This is a genomic window from Bradyrhizobium sp. AUGA SZCCT0431, from assembly GCF_018131065.1.
Lineage (GTDB): Bacteria > Pseudomonadota > Alphaproteobacteria > Rhizobiales > Xanthobacteraceae > Bradyrhizobium.
Genome location: NZ_JAFCLR010000016.1, coordinates 99,195 through 124,179, shown reverse-complemented (window position 1 = coordinate 124,179; position 24,985 = coordinate 99,195). Strand labels below are relative to the sequence as shown.

At 63.7% G+C, this 24,985-nt stretch carries 19 protein-coding genes and 1 pseudogene; 14 read left to right on the top strand and 6 right to left on the bottom strand.

The genetic code is table 11. The features are described from left to right. Positions 1 to 10 precede the first annotated feature (10 nt). Together JQ567_RS17800 and JQ567_RS17795 are read left to right on the top strand one after the other, a co-directional pair. Positions 11 to 766 carry a glycosyltransferase family 2 protein gene (locus tag JQ567_RS17800; RefSeq protein WP_212440035.1) on the top strand — a complete coding sequence of 252 codons (756 nt, stop codon included), beginning with the start codon at positions 11 to 13 and terminating at the stop codon, positions 764 to 766. Continuing rightward, entirely contained in the window at positions 766 to 1,104 is a 339-nt protein-coding gene (locus tag JQ567_RS17795; RefSeq protein ID WP_212440034.1) for a lipid-A-disaccharide synthase N-terminal domain-containing protein, read from the top strand. The genes JQ567_RS17800 and JQ567_RS17795 overlap by 1 nt, the downstream gene beginning before the upstream one ends. Here the strand turns inward: JQ567_RS17795 and JQ567_RS17790 are convergent. Further along, complete coding sequence (locus JQ567_RS17790) at positions 1,101 to 2,792, bottom strand: Na/Pi cotransporter family protein (protein WP_212440033.1); 1,692 nt, start codon at positions 2,790 to 2,792, stop codon at positions 1,101 to 1,103. The genes JQ567_RS17795 and JQ567_RS17790 overlap by 4 nt on opposite strands. A gap of 317 nt (positions 2,793 to 3,109) precedes the next feature. Here JQ567_RS17790 and JQ567_RS38880 point away from each other — a divergent pair, with 317 nt between their 5' ends. Together JQ567_RS38880 and JQ567_RS17780 are read left to right on the top strand one after the other, a co-directional pair. Next, positions 3,110 to 3,358 carry a PilZ domain-containing protein gene (locus JQ567_RS38880; RefSeq protein WP_192735824.1) on the top strand — a complete coding sequence of 83 codons (249 nt, stop codon included), beginning with the start codon at positions 3,110 to 3,112 and terminating at the stop codon, positions 3,356 to 3,358. Between the two features lie 163 nt (positions 3,359 to 3,521). Next, positions 3,522 to 4,352, top strand: coding sequence for a tetratricopeptide repeat protein (locus JQ567_RS17780; RefSeq protein ID WP_212440032.1), 831 nt, complete (start codon positions 3,522 to 3,524; stop codon positions 4,350 to 4,352). Positions 4,353 to 4,402: 50 nt separating this feature from the next. Here JQ567_RS17780 and JQ567_RS17775 read toward each other — a convergent pair whose 3' ends face one another. From JQ567_RS17775 to cpaB, 4 genes and pseudogenes are all read right to left on the bottom strand, one after another. Continuing rightward, the gene (locus tag JQ567_RS17775; protein WP_212440031.1) at positions 4,403 to 5,686 is read right to left on the bottom strand and encodes an AAA family ATPase; all 1,284 of its coding nucleotides are present in this window, start codon (positions 5,684 to 5,686) and stop codon (positions 4,403 to 4,405) included. Continuing rightward, the gene (locus tag JQ567_RS17770; RefSeq protein WP_212440030.1) at positions 5,683 to 6,420 is read right to left on the bottom strand and encodes a CpaD family pilus assembly protein; all 738 of its coding nucleotides are present in this window, start codon (positions 6,418 to 6,420) and stop codon (positions 5,683 to 5,685) included. Before JQ567_RS17770 ends, JQ567_RS17775 begins: the two co-directional genes overlap by 4 nt. A gap of 37 nt (positions 6,421 to 6,457) precedes the next feature. Beyond that, the gene (locus JQ567_RS17765; RefSeq protein WP_409363614.1) at positions 6,458 to 7,954 is read right to left on the bottom strand and encodes a type II and III secretion system protein family protein; all 1,497 of its coding nucleotides are present in this window, start codon (positions 7,952 to 7,954) and stop codon (positions 6,458 to 6,460) included. Between the two features lie 140 nt (positions 7,955 to 8,094). Beyond that, positions 8,095 to 8,430 (bottom strand): annotated as a pseudogene (cpaB, locus tag JQ567_RS17760) (Flp pilus assembly protein CpaB); the annotation flags it as partial. Positions 8,431 to 8,683: 253 nt separating this feature from the next. On the opposite strand from cpaB, the gene JQ567_RS17755 reads away from it, so the two are divergent. From JQ567_RS17755 to JQ567_RS17735, 5 genes are all read left to right on the top strand, one after another. Continuing rightward, on the top strand, positions 8,684 to 8,854 hold the full coding sequence (locus tag JQ567_RS17755) for a hypothetical protein (protein WP_212440028.1): 171 nt from the start codon (positions 8,684 to 8,686) through the stop codon (positions 8,852 to 8,854). A gap of 435 nt (positions 8,855 to 9,289) precedes the next feature. Further along, complete coding sequence (locus JQ567_RS17750; RefSeq protein ID WP_212440027.1) at positions 9,290 to 10,306, top strand: amino acid ABC transporter substrate-binding protein; 1,017 nt, start codon at positions 9,290 to 9,292, stop codon at positions 10,304 to 10,306. Positions 10,307 to 10,328: 22 nt separating this feature from the next. Then, positions 10,329 to 11,531 (top strand): amino acid ABC transporter permease, encoded by a 1,203-nt coding sequence (locus JQ567_RS17745; RefSeq protein ID WP_212440026.1) that lies wholly within the window; start codon positions 10,329 to 10,331, stop codon positions 11,529 to 11,531. After that, positions 11,531 to 13,054: an amino acid ABC transporter permease gene (locus JQ567_RS17740; protein ID WP_212440025.1), complete on the top strand. Its 1,524-nt coding sequence runs from the start codon at positions 11,531 to 11,533 to the stop codon at positions 13,052 to 13,054. Before JQ567_RS17745 ends, JQ567_RS17740 begins: the two co-directional genes overlap by 1 nt. A 10-nt stretch (positions 13,055 to 13,064) precedes the next feature. Continuing rightward, positions 13,065 to 13,808: an amino acid ABC transporter ATP-binding protein gene (locus JQ567_RS17735; protein ID WP_249119262.1), complete on the top strand. Its 744-nt coding sequence runs from the start codon at positions 13,065 to 13,067 to the stop codon at positions 13,806 to 13,808. Between the two features lie 129 nt (positions 13,809 to 13,937). Here the strand turns inward: JQ567_RS17735 and JQ567_RS17730 are convergent, their stop codons facing one another. Next, positions 13,938 to 14,978 carry a cysteine synthase A gene (locus tag JQ567_RS17730; RefSeq protein ID WP_212440024.1) on the bottom strand — a complete coding sequence of 347 codons (1,041 nt, stop codon included), beginning with the start codon at positions 14,976 to 14,978 and terminating at the stop codon, positions 13,938 to 13,940. Between the two features lie 225 nt (positions 14,979 to 15,203). Between JQ567_RS17730 and JQ567_RS17725 the strand changes: the two genes are divergently transcribed. The 5 genes from JQ567_RS17725 to JQ567_RS17705 all read left to right on the top strand — a co-directional run bounded on the left by JQ567_RS17725 (position 15,204) and on the right by JQ567_RS17705 (position 24,961). Next, positions 15,204 to 15,572 carry a hypothetical protein gene (locus JQ567_RS17725; protein ID WP_212440023.1) on the top strand — a complete coding sequence of 123 codons (369 nt, stop codon included), beginning with the start codon at positions 15,204 to 15,206 and terminating at the stop codon, positions 15,570 to 15,572. Positions 15,573 to 15,822: 250 nt separating this feature from the next. Continuing rightward, on the top strand, positions 15,823 to 17,268 hold the full coding sequence (locus tag JQ567_RS17720) for an efflux transporter outer membrane subunit (protein ID WP_212440092.1): 1,446 nt from the start codon (positions 15,823 to 15,825) through the stop codon (positions 17,266 to 17,268). Then, on the top strand, positions 17,258 to 18,691 hold the full coding sequence (locus JQ567_RS17715; RefSeq protein WP_212440022.1) for an efflux RND transporter periplasmic adaptor subunit: 1,434 nt from the start codon (positions 17,258 to 17,260) through the stop codon (positions 18,689 to 18,691). Before JQ567_RS17720 ends, JQ567_RS17715 begins: the two co-directional genes overlap by 11 nt. Before the next feature lie 10 nt (positions 18,692 to 18,701). After that, positions 18,702 to 21,848, top strand: a complete 3,147-nt coding sequence (locus JQ567_RS17710; protein WP_212440021.1) for an efflux RND transporter permease subunit — start codon at positions 18,702 to 18,704, stop codon at positions 21,846 to 21,848. Next, the gene (locus JQ567_RS17705; protein ID WP_212440020.1) at positions 21,848 to 24,961 is read left to right on the top strand and encodes an efflux RND transporter permease subunit; all 3,114 of its coding nucleotides are present in this window, start codon (positions 21,848 to 21,850) and stop codon (positions 24,959 to 24,961) included. Before JQ567_RS17710 ends, JQ567_RS17705 begins: the two co-directional genes overlap by 1 nt. Positions 24,962 to 24,985: the final 24 nt, after the last annotated feature.

Sequence of the window (24,985 nt, the reverse complement as noted above, 5' to 3'; positions counted from 1 at the left end):
AGCCCAACCGATGAGTACCGATTTGCCTTCTTCCGACCAAGCTGCGGTGGCCGTTTCCATCGTTGTGCCCGTGCGCAACGAGGCCGACAACGTCGCGCCGCTGATTACGGAAATCACGGCCGCGCTGGATGGCCGCTGGGCCTATGAGATCATCTATGTCGATGACGGCTCGACCGATTCCACCGCCGAGCGGCTCAAAGCGCTGATGAAGGTGCACGGCAATCTCCGGCAGCTCCGGCATGAACAATCCTCCGGACAATCGGCGGCGGTGCGCAGCGGCGTTCGTGCGGCGCGCGGCGCCATCGTGGCAACGCTCGACGGCGACGGACAGAACAATCCGGCGTTTCTGCCGGATCTGATTTCGGCGGTCGAGAGCGGCGGCGGCCGCATCGGCCTTGCCGCGGGCCAGCGGGTCGGACGCAAGGACACCGGTTTCAAGAAAATGCAGTCGCGGATCGCCAATGCCGTGCGCAACGGGATTTTGCGCGACGGCACCCGCGACACCGGGTGTGGGCTGAAGGCATTTCCGCGCGAGGTCTTCCTGTCGATGCCTTATTTCGACGGGCTGCATCGTTTCCTGCCGGCGCTGGTGCGCCGCGAGGGTTTTGGCATTGCTTACGTCGATGTGATCGACCGCCCGCGCCATTCCGGCGTATCAAATTACGGCTTCTTTGACCGGCTATGGATCGGGATCATGGATCTGGCCGGCGTCTGGTGGTTGATCCGCCGCAAGAAGTCGACGCCCGTTGCGACCGAGGTAACCTGATGCTGATTCAATACGGGCAGGCGCTCGGCGATTACCTTTACGACGTCTTCGTCGCCAAGTTCGATTTCTGGCTGGCGTTCGGCCTGGTCGCGCAATTGCTGTTCACCGCGCGCTTCCTGGTGCAGTGGATCTCGAGCGAGCGCGCCGGACAGAGCGTGGTGCCGATGGCGTTCTGGTTCTTCTCGATGGGCGGCGGGATGATGACGCTTGTCTACGGCGTCGCCAAACGCGAACCCGTCATCATCCTCGGCCAGTCATTGGCCACCATCATCTACATCCGAAACATCATGCTGATCGTGAAGAACCGCGTCAGCGCGTCGAAGACGCTGGATCGCTAACCGCTGCGTCCGGCGGCCGGTGCGGGCAGCGCCGCCATATCGCTTTCGGCAGAGCGATAGGCCGCCAGTTCACCGGCGGCATCGAGCACGGGGTAGGCGACCGAGCAGATATGGGAGTGAATCCGCCGGAGATCGCGCAGCACGTCGAGGTGCAGCGAGGTGGTCTCGATGCTCTCGGGCCGGCCCTCCCGCAGCCGGTCGAGATGCCGCTCGGTGGCGGCGAGTTCGGCGTTGCGCAGCGCCGCCTTCTCGGCCAGCAATTTGCGGGCCTCATTGACGTCGCCGGACATGAAGACGCCGAACGCGATGCGCAGCGAATCCATCGTGCGCTTGTGGAAGGCCGAGAGCTCTTCGGCACCCTCGGCCGAGAACTGGAACCGGCGCTTGATCTTCTTGGTCGCAAGCTCGCTCAAATTCTTGTCGATGATGTCGCCGATATGTTCGAGGTTGATGGCGAAGGAGACGATCTCCATCGCCCGCTGTCCCTCGCGCTCGTCGAGACTGCCGCGGGTGAGCTTGGTGACATAGAGCTTGATCGCCTCGTCGAGGCTGTCGACGCTGTTGTCCATCTGCGAGACCTGGTCGACCAGCGCCCGGTCGTTGGTCATCATCGCCGCCATCACCTTGCGCAGCATGACCTCGACATGGTCACCCATATGCAGGGTTTCGCGCGCGGCGTCCGCCAGCGCCAAAGAAGGGGTCTCCAGCGCGCTCTCGTCGAGATAGCGCGGCCGCAGCGGGTCGGTCTCCCGGACGCGCGTCGGCAGCAGTTTTTTCAGCAGCCGGGCGATGCCGTCGAGCAGGCCGATAAAAAGCAGCGCCATCATCACGTTGAACGCGATATGGAATTGCGCCGTGGCCTTGGCGGGGTCCGGCTGCCAGGATTGCAGCAGCTCCGCGATCGGGTTCAGGAACGGCGCCACCAGTGCGATGCCGATCACCCGGTTGGCAAGATTACCCAGCGGCAGGCGGTAGCTGGCGGGGTTGTCGCGGCGGGCGCCTTCGACAATCGGATTAATCGCGCTGCCGAGATTGGCACCGAGTACCAGCGCCAACGCCGCTACGGGTGTAATGAAATGCGCAAATGCCAGCGACATCACCAGCAGCACGCTGGCGACGCTGGAGTGCACCACCCAGGTCACGACAGCACCGACGACGATACAGAGCACGGGATCGCCGGTGATGGCGTTCATGAACACGCGCATGCCCGGCGCGTTTTCGGCGGGCGCCAGCGTGTCGAGCAGGATGTGCAGCGCCAGCAGCATCAGCCCAAGCCCGATCGAGACGCGGCCGATATCCTTGATGCGCGAGCGCGGCCCGGTGCGGAAGGCGACCAGACCGATGATGAACAGGACGGGGGCGACGGCGGCGATTTTGAACGACAGGATCTGCACGATCAGCGTGGTGCCGACATTGGCGCCGAGCATGATGGCAAGCGCCGGCACCAGGCTGACCAGGCCTTCCGACGTGAACGAGCTTGTGATCAGCGCGGTCGCGGTGCTGCTCTGGAGCAGCGCCGTCAGACCGAGGCCGGCCGCAAAGGCGGTGAAGCGGTTGTTGAGCCCCTTCGCCAGCAATTGACGCAGGTCAGGTCCGAACGCGCGCAGGATTCCGCTGTGGACCATGTGCAGGCCCCACAGCAGCAGCGCAACGCCACCCATCAGGTCGAGAAGAACGACGGTTCCCATGCGAATATCTTCCGGCAGCGCGAGTCGAAAGTTCAGGCTATCGCCAAAAGGCCGCGGATCAACCCTTTAATTTTCCGAAAATTGCTGGCTTGGCCGCAGGCAGAGCACGTGCCGGCAGGAGCCAAAGGCAGCTATCGATGGCGCGATCGGCCTGGCTTGCCGAACCCGTGAGCGCGTCTGCACAAGCGCAGGGTAAGCGGAGCTGGAAAACAACCGCTACACTTCGATTACATTGCGATCGGTTCCGCTAGGCCAATTCCAACAATTCTTCTGTAAACGAGAGACACCAATTTTCTCGATCAGGGCCAGGGGCAAAGATGTTAGCGAATCGCCGCAGAAGCGAACGTCGTGTGTGCAGAAACTTTGCGAAGATACAGTTTGGGACCGGCGGGTTGCCGCGCGACTGCATGATCACGGACGTGTCCGACGGCGGAGTGAAGATTATCGCCGAATATCCGGAGATTCCCCCCGAGTTCACCGTGATTTTCTCGACCGGTCAGCGGCCGCGCCAGTGCAAGCTCGCATGGCGGATCGGCTGCGAACTCGGCGCTCAATTCGTCGACTAGCACAGGAATGCGGCGAGGCCGGGATCAGAGCCCGGCCCGCAGCCGCATGACCGATGCTAAACAGGCCATTGCGGCCGCCCATTACCGTAAAGACGGCCTGCTTAACCCGAATTTAGGGTTAAGCTGTGAGCATTCTGGACAGTCGCCGACGCGGGTCCAGTAAATGTTCCAGAAATTGTTCCAACCATCTGAATTCGCGCGACTTCTTGCGTGTACATCCTCCGCGGCGATTCTCGCGCTGGGGCTTAGCGGCTGCCAGACCGCCGTGACGTCGTCGGATGTCACGGGTTCGCTCGGTGAGAAAGCCGAAACCAGCCGCGCCGCCGACCCGCGCCGCGACGTAGAGGTTTCCGAGGCGCGCTATCGCGCCAACCCGAAGGATGCCGACGCGGCCCTGCAATACGGCAAGGCGTTGCGCGCCACTGGACAGAAGTCGCAGGCGGTCGCGGTGCTGGAGCAGGCGACGATCGCCCATTCCAGCAACAAGGCGCTGCTCGCCGGCTACGGCCGCGCACTCGCCGACAATGGCAATTTCCAGCAGGCCTTCGACGTGCTCGGCCGCGCCCACACCCCCGACAATCCGGATTGGCGGATACTCTCCGCGCAAGGTGCCGTGCTTGACCAGCTCGGCCGGTTCGAGGAAGCGCGGCAGTATTATTCGAGCGCGCTGAAGATCACGCCCGACCAGCCGTCGGTGTTGTCCAATCTCGGCCTGTCTTACGTGCTTTCAAAAGACCTGCCGAAGGCGGAGGAGACGTTGCGCCGCGCCCATAGCCGTGCGGGCAACGACGCGCGCGTGCGGGCCAATCTGGCGCTGGTGGTCGGCCTGCGGGGCAACACGGCCGAGGCTGAAAAGATCGCGAGGGCCGACCTTCCGCCCGAGGAAGCGGCCGCCAACGTCGCGCAGTTGAAGCTCATGCTGTCGCGCAAAGAGAATGCGCGCGCCGAGATGGGCGGCAAGATGCCGGGCGCTGCGTCCGGGCGCTCGAATTGACCGCGGGCGAACGGGGGGAGGCGTGAGCCCGTCCCGTTGCCCGCCGCGCCTTAGCGACTGCCGCCGGCGCGCAGCTTGTTGATGATCGGCATGATCGGCCCCAGCAGCGAACCGCGTGATCTCTTGGTCACGGCGTGACCTGTCAGGCGTTGCGCCATCTGCAGGAACATCGTGGTGGTGCGATGACCGGCGGAGATTTGCTGAATCATCTGGCCGTTATTGGCCGCCATGCCGAACATCTTTGAATCGAACGGGATAGTCGCAATGGGCTGGCTCTCGATCGCCTTGGCGAATTCGCGCGCGGTGATCTCCGGGCGCTTGTGCATCCCGACCTGGTTGAGACAATAGAGCGGCGGCCGGTCGTTGGGCCGGGCTGCCTTGAGCACGTTCAGCATGTTCTTGGCATTGCGCATGTTGGCGAGATCAGGCTCGGCAACGATCAGAATATCGTCCGCGCCGACCAGCGCGCGCTTGGTCCATGCCGACCATTGATGCGGGACATCGAGCACGATGCAGGGGGTGGTCATGCGCAGCGTATCGAAGATCGCATCGAAGGCGTCCGCACCGAAATCGTAGACCTGTTCGAGCGTCGCGGGGGCCGCCAGCAGGCTGAGACGGTCGGAGCATTTCGCGAGCAGGCGCTCCATCAGCGCGCTGTCGGGCCGATCCTGCTGGAACAGCGCATTGGCGATGCCCTGTATCGGGTCCTGGTTGTAGTCGAGGCCGGCGGTGCCGAACGCCAGATCGAGGTCGATCACGACGGAATCCAGCGCCAGGTCGCGTGCGATCGCCCAGGCCACATTGTGCGCCACCGTGGATGAGCCGACGCCGCCCTTGGCGCCGACGACGGCAACGATCCGGCCGAGCGCGACGGCTTCGGACGAGGAAAACAGGCTGCAGATCGCGCGCACCACATCGAGGGTTTCGACCGGCCCGACCACGTAGTCGCTGACGCCGCGACGCACCAGTTCGCGATAGGGCGTGACATCGCTGGCGCTGCCGATCACGACGACCCTTGTGCCGGCGTCGCAGACGGTGGCCAGTTCGTCGAGACCGTCGAGCATGTCGCTGGAGCCTTCGGTTTCCAGCATGATCACGTTCGGCGTCGGCGCCTTGTGATAGGCATCGATGGCGGCCGCGATGCCGCCCATATGAACGGAGAGATGAACCTTGCCGAGGCGGCGGTCTTCGCTGGCCGACCGCACCGTTGCGGCAGTCGCAACCGTTGCGCAAAAGGCCTGCACCGACACGCGCGGCGCCGGCGAAATGTATTCATCGGCGGGCGGCGTAAGGTCGTGCTCTTTTTCGGAGTCTTTTCGGGACCGGCTGATCATTTACCTGTATCGCTCAGTTTGGCTTTGTCGGATTCGGGATAGGTGGTCGTGGTCGATACACCCTTGCGGTATTTGTCGAAGGCCGCATTGCGCCGCATCGTATAGGCGGGGGTTTCCGGCCGCGGCTGCTCGAGGTCCGCCGGGTTGTCGATCATGGCGGCGAGGTTGCGTTGGGTGGCGCAGCCAAAATTGTGGTACGGCCGGTTTTCATTGTAACCGGTGTCGTAGATGTTCGGCCCGAGGTCCTCCGGCCACAGGCCGCAGGGGCCGGCCACCGCGGAGATCTTAGGATAGATCAGCTTGATGGTCGGAAGCGTTTGTGGGCTATCCGGTTGATAATGACGCAGCCTGATCGCGCTTGACGGCACGCCACCCGCGGTCAGCGTCGAGCGGATTTCCTGGTACGTTGCCTCGGCCGCGCGGGCATTGGCAGTGTTGACCGGCACGTCGGCGATGATCGCGCCGGTGCCTTCGCGGGCCCAGGTCTGGGCCAGTCCCATGACATCGTTGCGCTGCGGGGCCGAGAGGCCGCCGCGGGCGTGCCCGACGAAAATGACGATCGAGCGGTTACCTTCCTGAACGGCGATCGGATGCCGCAGACGGTAATCGGCGGGAACGGTCGCGGTCACGATCTCGCTGGTCTGCTGGCAGGCCCCCAGCGCAGCGGACAGGCCGACCAGCGCGCCGAGCAGTCGCCAGCTGTGACGGCGATCGACCTTCGTTTGGGTTGTCATCGTTCTGTCCTCATCCCCGTCCGTGGAGCCGTGCCGCTCAGTCAATGATGAAGCCGAAATTGCCCTCATAGGCGCCGACCGGCCCGACGCGGGCGGCAAGGCCATAGATCCGGTTGATGCGGGCCAGCAGCGTCGATTGGGAATCGGACGCCGGTGCAAAGCCGTCATCGGGGCGTGACAATTCCTTCTGGGCAACCGCGCGGACCACATAGGGCGTGACGAGAACCATCAATTCGGTCTCGTTGTTGACGAAGTCCTGGCTGCGGAAGAGGGCGCCCAGGATCGGGAGCTGGTTGACGCCTGGCAATCCGTTGACCGCCTGCTTGGTCTGCTGCTGGATCAGGCCGGCCATCGCCATCGAACCGCCGGACGGGATTTCCAGCGTGGTCTCGGCGCGACGGGTCCTGATCGAGGGAATCGTCAGCGCAGCGCCGTTCTGGTTCAGGGTGATGGCATTTTCGGTCGACAGTTCGGAGACTTCGGTCATCACCCGCAGGCTGATCCGACCTTCGCTCAGCACGACAGGCGTGAAGTTCAGCGAGATGCCGAATTTCTTGTACAGGATCTGCGTCGTACAGATATGCGTGACGGGATCGCAGGAATAACCAGCGGGGATCGGAAATTCGCCGCCGGCGATGAAGGTCGCGGACTCGCCGGATATCGCCGTCAGGTTCGGTTCTGCCAGCGTGCGGACCACGCCGGCGGATTCCATCGCGCGCATGGTCGCGGTGACCGTCGGCAGCCCCTTGAGGATGCTCGAGGCGGCGAGGCCATTGTCAGCCACCAGCGGACGGCCGTAGGCGGTGAAGGGATTGCTGTTGTTGAAGTTCACGACCGCGGTGCCGTAATTCATGCTGGCACTGAGATCGACGCCCATCTGCTTGATGATGTCGCGTCGCACTTCGGAAACATTGACCTTCAGCATCACTTGGTCGCGGCCGCGGACGGCGATGGAATTGACGACCTTGTCGGCACTGCCGACCAGCCGCGCGGCGAGGTCGCCGGCCTGCTGGGCCTCGATCGGGCTCGATACCGAGCCGGTCAGGATGACGCCGTCGCCGACGCCCTCGATATTGATCCCCGGCAGCGTTTGCCGGAGCGCCGACCGCACACCGTTGAGGTCGCGCTTGACCGCGATGTCGTAGGAGCCGACCTGCTGGCCGTCGGCATCGAAGAACACCACGTTGGTCTGGCCGACCGCAGCGCCGATGATATAGGCGCGCTGCGCCGAGCGAATGACGGCGTTGGCGATCTTGGGATCCGCCACCAGCACATCCTTCACGTCGCGCGGCAGGTCGACCACCACGGACTTGCCGACGCCGAGGGAGAGGAAGCGTTGCTTTACCGAGCCGATGGCAGAAGTGGTCACGGGATCGTTGCCGGAATCCTTCGACAGCTCCCTGGCCAGCTCCTTGTCGAGCTCGGCCGCCACGACAGATGCCAACGGGCTGAGCGCCAGCGTGGCGACGGCCGAAAACAACAAGGCCCCGACCGCAGCCGTTCGCATCGCTGACTGATTACCCCCGAACTTCATTCCCCGCGTCCTTTCGGTCACTTCTGTGCCGTCGATTGGCTCGCAATGCCGTAGCGAACCACGTTGATGCTTGAGCCCCGCTTCGGGGCCTGGTCGTCGGATCCACCCTCGACCATGTTGACGTCGGTGATGCTGCGCAGCGCCAGCACCAGCTTCTGCTCGCGGATCGGTTCACCCGCGATGAAGGGGGCGCGCGCGATCGAGCCGGCGATATCCCTGATGGCGTCTGCCTTGCCCGCCTTGCTGATGAAACTGTTGCTGGAGCTCGAGGCCGGCCAGGTCTGCGATTGCAGATCCTCGCGCTTCACCGACTGGCCAAGGCCGATGTCGGATTTGGCGACGAGAATCTCCGTGGTCGGCAGCTGCGCGACCGGCTCGGCAGCGGCGGGTTTCTCGTCCGACCCGCGGGCGAGATAGGCCGCAACGCCGCCCGCACTGAGAGCATTGGCTAGAACTACGATACGAGCAGCATTCATACGCTTTACTGTCTACTCTTACGCTGGGCGCCATCATCCGCATGGCGTCGACGGCCGTCCCACCCGGCATGACTAACGGGGCAATGGTATAAGGGAACTTGAGGGGTGAAGGATTTGGTGGCGAGAACGGCGGGATTCGCCGTCATGGTGAACGCGCGGTTAGTGTCCGCGCCTGCAAAAATCCGGGTTTCTACGGATAAGACCGTCGCGGCACGCGCCGCATCCGCCGCTGTGCAGCAGCGGATCGCGGAGATTGTTTGCAGAAATCGCGGCGCTGGCTGGCGGCCTTCATCGCCGTGAAGCTGTGGTCAATATCGGCCTTGAGGTCATCGACATTATCGAGCCTGATGAGAAGCCGCAGCGTCAGGCCGCCCGGCACCGATTTGGTCGCGGTGCGATAACTGTCGCGGTCGCAGGGGAATGATGAGGCTCGCACAGCCCTCCCGGGCTTTGCGCGGCCTGAGGTGACCGGTCTGGTTTGGGATTCTTGCGGGTTGGACGGGCGAGCGTTCGAAAAACTCAGGCGTTCGCGCCACCAAAGACGTTTTGCCGCAGCCACGACAGATAGCCAAAACACTGCCCGCCGGCGGGGTCGGGGCCGGTTTAGTTACTCACAGAATACAGAAGTCGGCCGTCAACCCCTTGACCCGGCTCGCCAGTCGGATTGTGATACGGCACAACTACCAGTCGCCGCACGTTGAGGGGCCTGCCGCGACCTTCGATCCCTGTCCGACCGTATTGCGTGTCAAACTGCCGGGTCAGATTGGCGCTTTTTTGGGCGGGGGATCATCGGGTTGGCCCAACAGCGTTCGAGGACGACAAGCCAACGTTCCCGCACGACCCCTGAAAGGCCTTGCCCATGAAACGCGTATCCCTGGTTCTCACCCTTGCCGTTGCCGCCGGCCTTTCGGTTCAGGCCGCCTCGGCGCAAACCCTCAAAACGGTCAAGGACCGTGGCATGCTGTCCTGCGGCGTCAGCCAGGGATTGCCGGGGTTCTCGTCTCCGGACGACAAGGGCAACTGGACCGGGCTGGACGTTGATATTTGCCGCGCGATCGCAGCTGCGGTCTTCAACGATCCGAGCAAGATCAAGTTCGTGCCGCTGTCGGCCAAGGATCGCTTCACCGCGCTGCAGTCCGGCGAAATCGACGTGCTGTCGCGCAACACCACCTGGACGCTGTCGCGCGATACTTCGCTCGGCGCCAATTTCACCGGCGTGACCTATTATGACGGCCAGGGCTTCATGGTGAAGAAGGCGCTGAAGGTGAATTCCGCGCTGGAATTGAACAGCGCATCGGTCTGCGTGCAGCAAGGCACCACCACCGAGCAAAATCTGGCCGACTACTTCAAGGGCAACAACATGAAGTACGAGGTGATCGCATTCGGCACCAACGACGAGGCCGTCAAGGCCTATGAGTCCGGACGCTGTGACGTCTTCACGACGGACGTGTCCGGCCTTTATGCCGATCGTTTGAAACTCGCGAACCCGGCCGATCATGTCGTGTTGCCGGAAGTGATTTCGAAAGAGCCGCTCGGCCCGATGGTGCGCCATGGCGACGACCAGTGGTTCGACATCGTGAAATGGACGCTTTACGCGATGATCACCGCGGAAGAGCTGGGCATTACCCAGAAGAACGTCGATGAGATGGCAAAATCGGACAAGCCGGAGATGAAGCGGGTATTCGGCACCGACGGCAATCTTGGCGAACAACTCGGCCTGACCAAGGATTGGGTCTCGCGGATCGTGAAGGCGGTCGGCAATTACGGCGAGTCCTTCGAGCGCAATGTCGGCGCCGGCTCCAAGCTTGGAATTGCCCGCGGCATCAACGCGCTTTGGAGCAAGGGGGGTATCCAGTACGCGCCGCCGATTCGCTGATCGCCAGCGGAGGGCTGCGGCGATGGCCATCGAACCCCGAAAACCACCCTCGCAGTTGCTCCCAAAACTGCAGAGGGCGCTTGGTGGCAGCGCGGGCTGGAGCGGTTTTGTCATCCAGCTCGTGTTCGTCGCCGCACTGGCCTGGATCGCCTACGAGATCGTTGCCAATGCCCGCGCCAATCTGCAGGCGCAGCGGATTACCGCGGGCTTCGGCTTCATGGTCAACACGGCAGGTTTTGACGTCAGCCAGAACCTGATTCCGTATTCAGGGTCCGACAACTACATCCGCGTTTTCCTGGTCGGCCTGCTCAATACGCTGCTGGTCTCGGTGATCGGAATCTTCTTCGCCACCGTGATTGGTTTCCTGGTGGCGCTCGGCCGCCTGTCGCCGAACTGGCTGCTGTCGCGCATCGCCGGCGGCTATGTCGAGTTGATCCGCAACCTGCCGCTGCTGTTCCAGATCCTGTTCTGGTATCTGGCGGTGCTCGCTGCGCTGCCCAATCCCAGGCAGAGCATCTCGGTGCTCGACACTTTCTTTCTCAGCAATCGCGGCTTGGTAATCCCCAAGCCGATCGGCGAGCCGGGTTTCGAACCGTTCGTCATCGCGTTGCTGATCGCGATCGTCGCTGCGATCGCGTTGTGGCGCTATTCCCGGCGTCTGCTGTTCGAGAGCGGCAAGGTGATCAAGGTCTGGCCCTATGCGCTGGGCCTGGTGATCGTTCTTCCGCTCCTCGCGACGCAAATCTTCGGCGCGCCCGTAAAGTTTGAAATACCGACCCTGAAAGGCTTCAACTTCGCCGGTGGCTCACGGGTCATTCCGGAATTCGTCGCCCTGACATTGGCGCTGTCGACCTACACCGCCGCCTTCATCGCCGAAATCGTGCGTGCCGGCATCTTGTCCGTTCACAAGGGGCAGATGGAAGCCGGCTCCTCGCTCGGGCTGCAGCGCGGCTCGGTGCTGCGGCTGATCGTGATCCCGCAGGCCTTGCGCGTGATCCTGCCGCCGTTGACCAACCAGTATTTGAACTTGACCAAGAACTCCACGCTGGCGGTGGCGATCGGCTATCCTGACCTGGTCTCGGTGTTTGCCGGCACCACCCTGAGCCAGACCGGGCAGGCGATCGAGATCATCGGCATCACCATGGGCGTCTACCTCGTGATCTCGCTGGTCACGAGCGCGATCATGAGTTTCTACGGATGGCGTATCGGCCGGAGTATGGGGTGATGAGCGAGACCACACCATCGGTTTTCGTGCGCGAGGAACTCGTCGGCGAGCGTCCAGCCCCGATCAAGACCACCGGCTTTGTCGGCTTCCTGCGCACGCGGCTGTTCAATTCGCCGACCAACGTCCTGATCACGATCGTCAGCGCGCTGCTGCTGTGGTTCGTCGTCGTGCCCGCGCTGAGGTTCGTGCTGATCGATGCGGTCTGGACCGGCAACGATCGCACCGCGTGTCTCGCCAAAAATGCCGGGGATGTAGTCGGCGCCTGCTGGCCGTTCATTCAGGCGAAAATCGGTCAGTTCATCTACGGCTTCTATCCGGAGCCGGAGCGCTGGCGGGTCAATCTGGTCTTCCTCATGGCTGCGATCCTGCTGCTGCCGCTGCTGATACCGCGGGCGCCGGCCAAGGGCCTCAACGCCGGACTGTTCTTCCTCGCATTGCCCGTTATCGCCTTCTTCCTGCTGCATGGCGGCGGTTTGCGCGGCCTCGGCATCAGCTGGACCGCCGGGCTTTTGGCGGGGCTCAACGACAGCATCGGCGACAGCGGGCGCAAGCTGGCCGCCGCGGGTGAGGCGACGGCGGTGATCGGACCGCTGCTTTGGCTGCTCGGTCAACTGATCGTGCTGCTCTCGACGATGGTTTCCTGGCTGCTGTTGCCGCTGACCTGGCTGCGCGATCAGGTTCAGGCTTCTGGCAGTCCGCTGTGGGCCGATTTCGCATTGACCGCCCTGATCGTCTTCGCCCTGGTGTTCTGGTTCACTGGCGGCTTGCGTGCCGGCTCACGTCCTCTGATCACCTGCCTTGCGATCTTCGCCGGCATTGGCATCGTCATCGCGGTCATGGGGCTCGACCGTGGCGGCTTGCCCGTGGTCGATACGCGGCTATGGGGCGGGTTGCTGGTCACACTGGTGGTGGCGGTCACCGGCATCGTCGCATCGATGCCGATCGGCGTTGCCCTCGCGCTCGGCCGGCGCTCGTCGATTCCGCTGATCCGGATTTTCTCGATCGCCTTCATCGAGTTCTGGCGCGGCGTTCCGCTGATCACGGTGCTGTTCTTCGCAACCTATATGTTGCCGCTGTTCGTTCCGACGGGGTTCACCATCGACGGATTGGTGCGCGCCCTGATCGGGATCGCGCTGTTCACCGGCGCCTACCAGGCGGAAAACATCCGCGGCGGCCTGGCGGCGATCCCGCGCGGGCAGGGCGAGGCGGCAAGCGCGCTCGGCCTGTCCTGGGCTAAAACCACCGGGCTCATCGTGATGCCGCAGGCGTTGCGCCACGTCATCCCCAGCCTCGTCAACAGTTTCATCGGCCTGTTCAAGGACACCTCGCTGGTTTCGATCGTCGCGCTGTTCGATCTGTTGGGATCGTTGCGCGCGTCGTTTTCCGATCCAAACTGGTCGACACCGACGACGTTGTTCACCGGCTTTGCGTTCACCGGGATCATCTACTTCATCTTCTGCTTTGGCATGTCGCGCTATTCGCTGTTCGTCGAGAACAGGCTGAACGCGCATCGCCGCAATTGAGTGAACGGGCATGAGCACAGATCAGATCGTCGGCATCAAGGCTCTTAACAAATGGTACGGGGACTTTCACGTCCTGCGCGACATCAACCTCGGTGTCGCCAAGGGCGAGCGCATCGTCATTTGCGGTCCCTCGGGCTCGGGCAAATCGACGCTGATCCGCTGCATCAATGCGCTGGAGGAATTCCAGGAAGGCGAGATCGTCGTCGAGGGCATCGAACTTGGCCCCAATTTGCGGCGCGTCGACGAAGTCCGGCGTGAAGTCGGAATGGTGTTCCAGAGCTTCAACCTGTTTCCGCATTTGACCGTGCTGGAGAACTGCACGCTGGCGCCGATCTGGGTGCGCAATATCCCCAAGAAGGACGCCGAGGCGACCGCGATGAAATATCTGGAGCGGGTCAAGATCCCGCACCAGGCCAACAAATATCCGGGGCAGATGTCAGGCGGTCAGCAGCAGCGCGTGGCGATCGCCCGCGCGCTGACCATGAACCCCAAGGTCATGCTGTTCGACGAGCCGACCTCGGCGCTCGATCCGGAAATGGTCAAGGAAGTGCTCGACACCATGGTGGATCTCGCCAATGAAGGCATGACCATGCTGGTCGTCACGCACGAAATGGGATTTGCGCGCGAAGTCGCCAATCGCGTCGTGTTCATGGACGCCGGGCAGGTGATCGAATCCAACACGCCGGAAAACTTCTTCGCCAATCCGCAGCACGCGCGGACGAAGCTGTTCCTCAGCCAGATCTTGCGGCATTAGGCGCGTACGACGAATCGAGTTTCGTCTCCTCCGTCATTGCGAGGAGCAAAGCGACGAAGCAATCCACACTTGTTGTTGCTGCGATATGGATTGGTTCGCTACGCTCGCAATGACGTTGAGGATGTGTGCTCACACCTTCTCGAACGGCAGATCAACCTCCGGGCGCTTCTCCAGCCATTCCGGCACCGGCAAATTCTTAGCTCGCATGAAAGCCGGATTAAACAGCTTTGACTGATAACGGCCGCCGGAATCGGCAAGGATGGTGACGATGGTCTTGCCGGGCCCGAGCTGCTTGGCGAGCCGGATCGCGCCCGCGATATTGACGCCGGTCGAGCCGCCGAGGCAGAGGCCCTCGTGCTCGGTTAGGTCGTAGATCACCTTTACGGCTTCCTCGTCCGAGATCAGGAAGGCGTCGTCGACCTTCGCGGTCTCAATGACCGGAGTGACGCGGCCGAGCCCGATGCCTTCGGTGATCGAGTCTCCCGGTGTCGATTTGGCCGTGCCGTTCTTGAACAGCTCGTACATCGCAAAGCCATGCGGATCGGCGCAGGCGTTGACGATGCCCGGATGCTTTTCCTTCAGATAGCGGCTGGTGCCGGCCAGCGTGCCGCCGGTGCCGACCGAGCAGATGAAGCCGTCGATCTTGCCGCCGGTCTGCTGCCAGATCTCGGGGCCGGTCGATTCGTAGTGCGCCTTGGCGTTATCGAGGTTGTTCCACTGATCGGCGAACAGCACGCCGTTCGGCTCGCTCTTGCGCAGCTGCGCGGCGAGCCGTCGTCCAACATGCTGGTAGTTGTTCGGATTGGAGTACGGCAGCTGCGGCACTTCGATCAGTTCCGCGCCGCATAGCCGCAGCATGTCCTTCTTTTCCTGGCTCTGGGTCTCCGGGATCAGGATCATTGTCCGGTACCCACGCGCACTGGCTACGACGGCAAGACCGATACCGGTATTGCCCGCGGTCGACTCGACCACGAGGCCGCCGGGCTTGAGGTCGCCGCGCTTCTCGGCTTCGAGGATCATCCATTTGCCGGCGCGGTCCTTCACCGACTGGCCGGGATTCATGAATTCGGCCTTGCCGAGAATGATGCAGCCGGTCGCTTCGGAAGCGTGCTTGAGCTTGATGAGCGGCGTGTTGCCGATCGCTTCGATGACGTCTTTGTTGATGGTCATTTGGAGTTGCCGGTTTGCTAGCCTGATTGTTGGGCGAACCCTAAAGGACCGCTGCTGGGCATACAAGCCAGCGCTGGGTCGCAGCCGGGCATCCGGATTTGCGAACACTACCTGACGGGCCTCGATATTTCCCTGACGGCATCAGGTTCGGCCAAGGGCACGCGGAAATTGCTTCGCCAGATCGCGCGCGCCTTGGCATAATCTTGCCCGGAAATGCGCTCGCGGATGACGGGAAAAGCGAGCCGTCCGCCGAGCGAGGCGATGGTTGCTGAGGAAGGCGACAAAGCTCTTGGCGCCGATGGTGACGATGTGACTGTGTCCGCCAGGCCGGAGTTCGCGATCAAGGACTGGATAATGCTTCGATCGGATCGAGGCCGCGGCATTGCCGGCGATTCCCTTTCCGACACCAAGCGACCCGCATTTGTCCCCTTCGTGCAAGCTGCGCAGGGAGTTCCCGGAGTATCGAATCGGCCGCAGGTGCGTTTTCACGCGCGGAGACGGATTTGGGCCGCGGGGATAGCGGAAAAAACCCGTGAAATCTTCGTAAGGTTTGGACCGTCCGACATCATCCCGATCGCGTTCCAAGGCCGATAAAATAAGGCTAACTTGCACTTTTGATCACCGATTGGCGCGCTGGCGCCAGCGATCGTCGGGATGGTTCCGGGACTGTCCGCGCCCTGATCGCAAGGGTAGTATGACGGCTCGGTTCCAACGGAAGCATCACCCCCGTGAACGGGTCGCAGACCACTCAAACAAGCGTTCATCGCGGGCCACGCCGGAATTTGCCCGGTGGAGAACGGGTGTGACCCAGCGAATACCGGGGGCTGTGGTTGAAGGCTGGCGAATGCGGTTTCCAGGTGTAAGCCGGTTGGCGCGGTCGTTCGCGGTCGTAGGGCTGGTCGCCAGTTCGGCGGGCTGCATCCTGACCAAGGATCTGCCCGATCCCGCGCTCGACGTCCCCGAAGGCTACAAGGCCGCCCGCCTGACCAAGCCGCAGGATGCGCCGCCGACGCTCGACTGGTGGCGCGGTTTCCGCTCGCGGGAACTGACGACGCTGATGGAAGAGGCCCAGACCGTCAATCTGGATATCGCCGCCGCCACCGCACGCTTCCTGCAGGCCGATGCGCAAGCGCGGATCGCCGGCGCGGCACTGTTGCCGACGCTCAGCGGCAGCGGCTCGGAAAGCTATTCCCGAACCTCCGGCTCGAGCGCGAGCGGCCTGACCAATGGCGGCCGCGAGGTGGTCAACTATCAGTCCTCGCTCAGCGCCAGCTATGAACTCGATTTCTGGGGCAAGAATCGCGATGCCGCCCAGGCGGCGGAAGAAACCGCGGTCGCCAACCGCTTCGACCGCGACGTTATTGCGCTGACCACGCTGACCACGGTCGCCAACGCCTATTTCCAGGTGCTCGCGGCGCAGGACCGGATTCGCACCGCAGAGCGCAACATCGCCAGCGCCGTCCGCATCCTCAACGCGATCAAGGAGCGGCTGCAGGCCGGCACCGGGAACGACCTCGACGTCGCCCAGCAGGAAACCGTCGTTGCCAACCAGCGCGCACTGGTGCCGCCGCTAAGGCAGACGCTCGACCAGAACATCAACGCGCTGGCGACGCTGGTGTCGCGGCCGCCGGAATCGGTGCGCGTCATCGGCGGCACGCTGAACCAGATTGCTTCGCCCCGCGTCACGCCCGGACTGCCATCGGAACTCCTGACGCAACGTCCCGACATCAGGCGCCAGGAAGCGCAGCTGGCATCCGCCACCGCCAATGTCGGCAACGCCCGCGCGCAGTTTTTCCCGAGCATTCAACTGACCGGGCAGGGTGGCTATCAGAGTTCCGCATTGTCGTCGCTGTTTCAGCCGCAGGCCGCCTTCTTCAGCATGGTCGGCAGCCTGACCCAGCCGATTTTCGACGGCGGCCGGATCCTCGGCAATTTCGAATTTACCAAGGCCCGGCAGGATGAACTGCTGCAGACCTATCGCAAGACGGTGGTGCAGGCCTTTGCCGATGTCGACAATGCGTTGATGTCGATCCGCCAGACCACGGAGAGGCTGCGGCTGCAGCGCGAGGTGGTGGCGTCCTCGCGGCGGGCGTTTCAACTGTCCGAGCAGCAATTGCGGGCCGGAACTGCCGACATCGTAACTGTGCTAAATACGCAATTGACGTTATTCCAGGCGGAAGATTCGCTGTCGCAGGCCCAATTGGCCCGGCTGCTCGCGATCGTCAGCCTGTATCAGGCGCTGGGGGGCGGCTGGGAGCCTAGGATGGAAAGGCCGGTCGATGCTCTTTAAGCCGGAGTCGGAGGAAGACGCCAAAACCCCTGAGGTGCGCAAGCCGGGTTTCTGGTCGCGCGTGCTCAAGCGCATGGTCTCGTTGGCCGTGACGCTCGTGATCCTCGGCGGTCTCGGCTACATCGGCTGGTACGCGTTTCAACCGAAGCCCGGTGGCGGCGGCGGTGGTGGTCGCGGCGGCGCGCGCCTCGATCTTCCGGTGCCGGTGCTGGCGGCGACGCCGCGCACCCAGGACGTGCCGGTTTATCTCGACGGCGTCGGCTCTGTCCGCGCCCTGAATAATGTTCTCGTGCGCGCCCAGGTCGACGGCAAGTTGATCTCGGTGAATTTCACCGAAGGCCAGGACGTCAAGAAGGGCGACGTGCTGGGTGAAATCGATCCGGTGATCTACCAGGCGCAATATGATCAGGCGGTTGCCAAGAAGGCGCAGGACGAAGCCCAACTCGCCAACCAGAAGCTTGATCTCGCCCGCTACCAGCAGCTCGCGGCGTCCAACGCCGGATCGAAGCAGCAGGCCGATACGCAGCGCGCTTTGGTGGCGCAGCAGGAAGCACTTGTGAAGGCCGACCAGGCCGCGATCGACAATGCGCAAGCCACCCTCGGTTACACCAAGATCATCGCACCCCTGTCGGGACGCGCCGGCCTGCGCCAGGTCGACCAGGGCAACATCATCAAGGCGTCGGACGCGACCGGTCTCGTCATCATCACCCAGCTGCAGCCGATCGCGGTACAGTTCAGCCTGCCGCAGCAACAGATCGTGCGGGTCAATGCCGCCGCGGCCAAGGGCGCACTCGCCGTCGACGTCTTCGGCAATGACGGCGTCACGGTGGTCGACACCGGCACATTGAAGGGCATCGACAACCAGGTCGACCCGACCACGGGAACGCTTAAACTCAAGGCGGAATTTCCCAACACCAAATTCCAGCTCTGGCCGGGCCAATTCGTCAATGTGCGGCTGAAGGTCGAAACGCTCGACAAGGCGATCGTGGTGCCGACCTCGGCGGTCCAGCGTGGCCCTGCGGGAACGTTCAGCTACGTGATCGGCCCTGGCGATATCGCAACCGCCAAGCCGGTGGTGGTGACGCAGCAGAACGAGCACGATGCCGTGATCGCGAGCGGGCTTTCGACCTCCGACCGCGTGGTCACCACGGGCTTTGCCAATCTGTCCGATGGCGCCAAGGTTCTGATCGGCACCGATGACCGGGCGCCGACCGCCGACCTCGCGCCGCGCAAGCGCAGCCGCAGCCCCGACGGCAAGGGCGGTCAGGGCGGCCAAGCCAAAGAAGGCCAGGCCAAGGAAGGACAAGCCAGGGACGGCGAACACCGCGGCAGGCGCGAACGCGGCGAAGGCGATCAAAAAGGACAGACCGGGCCGGCACCGGCCGGCCAACAGTCGGGCGGGCCTGCGAAATCGCAGCCATGAGGACGCAACCATGAGCGTCTCCGAACCCTTCATCCGCCGGCCGATCGCGACCTCGTTGCTCGGGATCGCGCTGTTGATCGGCGGCGCGCTCGGCTATTGGGCGCTGCCGGTGTCGGCGCTGCCGCAGGTTGATTTCCCGACCGTGCAGGTCACGACGCAACTGCCCGGCGCCAGCCCCGACGTGGTGGCGTCGCTGATCACGGCGCCGCTGGAGCGTCAGCTCGGCCAGATCCCGTCGCTGTCGTCGATGCAATCGACGAGTTCGTTCGGCGTCAGCCAGATATCGCTGCAGTTCGATCTCAACCGCGACATCGACGGCGCCACCCAGGACGTGCAGGCCGCGATCAATGCGGCCGCCGGCATCCTGCCCAAAAACCTGCCGTACCCACCGACCTATGCCAAGGTCAACCCGGCCGATGCGCCCGTCATGACGCTGGCGCTGACGTCGGAGACCATTTCGCTGCGCGCAATGAGCGATATCGCCGACACGATTTTGGGGCAGCGCCTCAGCCAGATTTCCGGCGTCGGCCGCGTCGCGGTGCTGGGCGGGCTGAAGCCTGCGGTGCGGGTGCAGGCCGATCTGGCGCGGCTCGCCGCCTACGGCATTTCGATGGAGGATCTGCGCGCCGCCATCGCCGGGGCCAACGTCTCGGGCCCGAAGGGATCGCTGGACGGCGCGCAGCAATCCTACACCATCGCCGCCAACGACCAGATCGCGGCGGCGGAAGCCTACAAGCCGATCATCATCGCCTATCGCAACGGCGCACCGGTCACGATCGGCGACGTCGCCATCATCATCGACGGGCTGGAGAACGACCGTACCGGCGGCTGGTATCAGGGCACGCCGGCCGTCATCATCGACATCCAGCGGCAGCCCGGCGCCAATGTGATCGAGGTGGTGCGCCAGATCCGCGAGGAAATTCCCAAGGTGCAGCGCGCGATACCGGCGGGCGTCAAGCTGACCATCGTCAGCGACCGTACCGTCACCATCCGCGCCTCCGTCCATGACGTGCAGTTCACGCTGATCCTTTCAGTGGTGCTGGTGACCCTGGTCGTGCTGCTGTTCCTGCGCTCGCTGCGCGCCACGCTGATTGCGGGCGTGGCGCTGCCGCTGTCGCTGATCACAAGCTTCGGCATCATGTATTTCGCGGGCTTCAGCCTCGACAATCTGTCGCTGATGGCGCTCACGATCGGCACCGGCTTCGTGGTCGACGACGCCATCGTGATGATCGAGAACATCGTCCGCCACATGGAGGGCGGCGAGTCGGTCATGGAGGCGTCGCTGAAGGGCGCCAGCGAAATCGGCTTCACCGTGATTTCGCTGACGGTGTCGCTGATCGCGGTGTTCATCCCGCTATTGTTCATGTCCGGCCTGGTCGGCCGCATGTTCCGCGAATTCGCGCTGACGCTGACGATCGCGGTGGTGACGTCGGCGGTCGTCTCATTGACGCTGACGCCGATGATGTGCTCGCGGCTGCTCAAGAACGTCCATGAGGAATTTGCCGTTCCGGGGCTCGCCGCCGTCAGCCGCTTCATCGATCGCACGGTCGAACTCTACCACCGCACGCTGTTGTGGGTGCTGCAGCGCCAGCGCGCCACGCTCGCCGTGACGTTCCTCACCATCGTCGCGACCCTGGTCATGTACGTAGTCGCGCCGAAGGGGTTTCTGCCGCTGCAGGACACGGCTTCGATTACGGCGGTGACCGAAGCCGGGCCCGACGTTTCCTTTGCCGAGATGCAAAGCCGGCAGATGGCGGCGGCCGCCGCGATTCAGGCCGATCCGGATGTGGTCGGCGTGGTCTCCGTGATCGGCGCAGGCTCGGTCAATCCGACCACCAATGTCGGCCGGCTGGTGATGACGTTGCGCCCGCGCGGCGAGCGGCACGACGACATCATGGTCGTGGTCAACCGGCTGAAGCAGCGCACGGCCTCGATCCCCGGCATGACCATCTATTTCCAGCCGGTGCAGGATGTGCAGATCTCGACCCAGTCGAGCCGCTCGCAATACCAGTACACGCTGACCGGCACCGATTCCGCCGAAGTGACCAAATGGGCCAACAGGCTCGTCGCCGAAATGCGGCGGGATCCGCTGTTCCGCGACGTCTCGTCGGAAGCGCAGGAGGGCGGCTTGCGCGCCGCGCTCGACATCGACCGCCAGCGCGCCGGCCAGCTCGGCGTCAGCCTGCAGGTCGTGACCGATACGCTGAACGACGCCTTTGCGCAGCGGCAGATATCGACCATCTACGGCCAGGCCAACCAGTACCGCGTGGTGCTGGAAGCCTTGCCGATGTATCAGCGCGACCCATCGATCCTCTCGAAACTCTACGTGCCGGGCGCGTCGGCGACGCCGGGAAGCCCGGCGGGGCAGGTGCCGATCTCGGCGATTGCGACGCTGACGCGCACCACCGCGCCGCTGGCGATTTCGCATCACGCACAATTCCCCGCCATCTCGCTCAGCTTCAACCTGGCGCCGGGCGAATCGCTCGGCGACGCCGTCGAGGCGGTCAAGTCGATCGAAACCCGCATCGGCATGCCCGGCAGCATCGTCGGCGTCTATGCCGGCGATGCGGCCGAGTTCGCCAAATCGTTGGCCGGGCAGCCATGGCTGATCCTGGCTGCGCTGGTCACCATCTACATCGTGCTCGGCGTGCTCTATGAGAGCTACATCCACCCGATCACCATTCTCTCGACGCTGCCCTCGGCCGGCATCGGCGCCATCCTGGCCTTGATGCTGTGCGGGCAGGACCTGTCGGTGATCGGGCTGATCGGCATCATCCTGCTGATGGGCATCGTCAAGAAAAACGCGATCATGATGATCGACTTTGCCCTGGAGGCAGAGCGCCACAAGGGCATGTCCGCGAACGAAGCGATCGTGCAGGCCTGCCTGTTGCGCTTCCGCCCGATAATGATGACGACGCTGGCCGCCCTGTTCGGCGCGCTGCCGCTGGCGCTCGAAAGCGGCACCGGCGCGGAATTGCGTTTCCCGCTCGGCGTCTCGATCATCGGCGGCCTGCTGCTCAGCCAGTTGCTGACGCTCTACACCACGCCCGTGATCTATCTGGCGCTCGACCGGCTCAACCGCAAAATCGACAAGGCGGTGCCGAAGCCGGGGCCTGCCGGGCCGCCGGTCGCCGGCGCCACCGAGGGGATGCAGTAATGGCATCGATCTCGATCTCGGAGCCCTTCATCCGCAGGCCGGTAGGCACCACGCTGCTGGCGATCGGGCTCTTTCTGGTCGGGGTCGTCGCCTACGTGTTTCTGCCGGTATCGGCGGTTCCCAACGTCGATTTTCCGTCGATCCGGGTTTCCGCCACGCGCCCGGGCGCCGACCCCTCGATCATGGCGTCGACGGTTGCGGCCCCGTTGGAGCGGCGGCTCGGGCAAATCTCGGGCATCGACCAGATCACCTCGACCAGTTCGCTCGGCACCACCAGCATCCAGCTGCAGTTCGCGATCGGCCGCAACATCGACCGCGCCGCGCGTGACGTGCAGGCGGCGATCAACGCCTCGCTGGCGGATCTGCCGAGCGACCTGCCGTCACTGCCGCGGTTCCGCAAGGCCAACCCGTCGGCGGCGCCCGTGTTCGTGCTGGCGCTGACGTCGAAGACGCTGACGACGAGCGCGATGTACGACGTCGCCGATACCGTGATCGCGCAGCGTATCTCGCAGGTGCCGGGGGTGGGCGAAGTCACCGTCAGCGGGGCGGATCAGCCCGCGGTACGGATCGCGCTCAATCCGGTCGCGCTTTCCAACGCCGGGATCGCGACCGACGACGTGCGGCTGGCGATCGTCAACTCCAACCCGCTCGGCCCGGTCGGGATATTCAACGGCGGCCGCCAGAGCGAGACGATCTCGACCAACAAGCAAATGCGCACGGCGGCTGAATTCCGCGACATCATCGTCAAGAGCTCTGGCGGCAATTTCGTCCGCCTCTCGGACGTGGCTGACGTCGAAGACTCCGTGCGCAACAGCCGCTCGATCGCCTGGTTCAACAAGCAGCCGGCAGTGCTGATCCAGATCACCAAGCAGGGCGACGCCAACGTCATCGATACCGTCGACCGGGTGAGGGCACTGCTGCCGGAATTGAAGCAATGGCTGCCCGGCGGCGTGGAGATTTCCACGCTGGTCGACCGCACCGGCACCATCCGCGCCAGCGTGCTCGACATGCAATTTACGCTGCTGGCGACCGCGTTCCTGGTCATGGTGGTGGTGTTCGCGTTCCTGCGGCGGTTGACGCCGACGATTGCCGCCGGCGTCTCGGTGCCGCTCGCGCTGGCCGGTACCTGCGCCGGGATGTGGCTTGCCGGTTTCTCGATCGATAATCTGTCGCTGATGGCGCTGGCGATTTCGGTCGGCTTCGTGGTCGACGACGCCATCGTGATGATCGAGAACATGTACCGCAATCTCGAGCAGGGCATGGCGCCGCTCGCCGCGGCACTGGAAGGCGCCAAGCAGATCGGCTTTACCGTGCTGTCGATCAGCCTGTCGCTGATCGCGGCCTTTACGCCGCTGATCTTCATGGACGGGATCGTCGGGCGGCTGCTGCGCGAATTCTCGCTGACCCTGACCTTTGCCATCGTGGTGTCGACCGTGGTCTCGCTCACGGTCACCCCGATGATCTGCGCGCATTTCATCAAGGAGGCGACTTCCGATCGCGCCACCTGGTTCGACCGGCTGGTCGAGGGCACGCTGTCGCGCACCGTGTCGTTCTACACCTGGACGCTGCGCCGGGTGCTGGAGTTTCCGTATCTCACCTTGATCGTGTTCTTTGCCACCATTGCATTGACGGTGACGCTCTACATCAAGACGCCGAAGGGTTATTTCCCGACCGATGACAGCGGCTTCATCATCGGATCGACCCGTGCATCCCCCGACATCTCGTTTCAGGCCATGCTCGGCCTGCAACAGCAATTGGCCGATATCGTCATGGCCGACCCTGCGGTCGCCGGTATCGGCTCCTCGCTTGGCAGCGGCGGCGGTCCCGGTGGCGGCGGCTCCAACCGCGGCACCATGTTCATCAGCCTGAAGCCGCCGGAGGAGCGGGCGGGGCAGTCGACTGCCGATGTGATCGATCGCCTGCGCCGGGCGCTTTATCGCGTCGCGGGCATCCGCCTGTTCATGTTCGCCGCCCAGGATATAAGGACCGGCGGACGGCAGAGCGATTCCGACTATCAGTACACGCTGTCGAGCACCGACCTCGATCTGCTGCAGAAATGGGCCCCCATCGTCGGCAAGCGCATGGAGACCGTCGAGGGCATTACCGACGTGTCCTCTGACCGCGATCCCGGCGGGCTGCAATTGTCATTGGTGATCGACCGCAAGACGGCGTCGAGCTTGGGTGTTCGCGTCCAGGACATAGACAACGCCTTGAACAACGCGTTCGCGCAGCGGCAGATTTCGATCATCTACACCCAGCGCAACCAGTACATGGTGGTGCTGGAGATCGATCCGAAGTTCCAGGCCGACCCGTCGAACCTCGAACGCATCTTCGTCGCCGGCGCCAACGACGCGCAGGTGCCGCTATCGGCCGTCGTGCGCTATCAGCGCGGCCTGTCGCCGCTGGCGGTCTATCACTCGCAGTCGTTCCCCTCGACGACGGTGTCGTTCAACCTGCTGCCCAACGTGCCGCTCGAGGTCGCGACCACCAACATCCAGCGCGCGGTCGACGAACTGCATATGCCGGAGGGCATCCGCGGCAGTTTCGACGGCAATGCCGGCGACTTCAACAAGACCAGCGGCCGGCAGCCGCTGCTGATCCTCGGCGCGCTGGTGGCGATGTATATCGTGCTCGGCGTGCTCTATGAGAGCCTTGCGCATCCCCTGACCATCATCTCGACGCTGCCTTCGGCGGGGCTCGGCGCGCTGCTCGCGCTGCAGGTGACCAACACGCCGCTGACCGTGATCGCCTTTGTCGGCATCATTCTCCTGATCGGGATCGTCAAGAAGAACGGCATCATGATGGTGGATTTCGCGCTCGACGCCGAGCGCCACCGCGGCCTGTCGTCGGCGGACGCGATCTTCGAGGCCTGCACCGCCCGGTTCCGGCCGATCCTGATGACGACGCTGGCGGCCCTGTTCGCCGGCATTCCCCTTGTCATCGCGACCGGCCCCGGCACCGAGCTGCGCCGGCCGCTCGGAATCACCATCATCGGGGGATTGTTCGTGTCCCAGATCCTCACTTTGTACACGACGCCCGTGATCTACCTTCTGATCGACCGGTTGCGGCGGCGGTGGTCCGAACCGGCCGCAATCCGGGCGCCGGCGGAATAATCACCGGAACGGCCCTGAATTGTT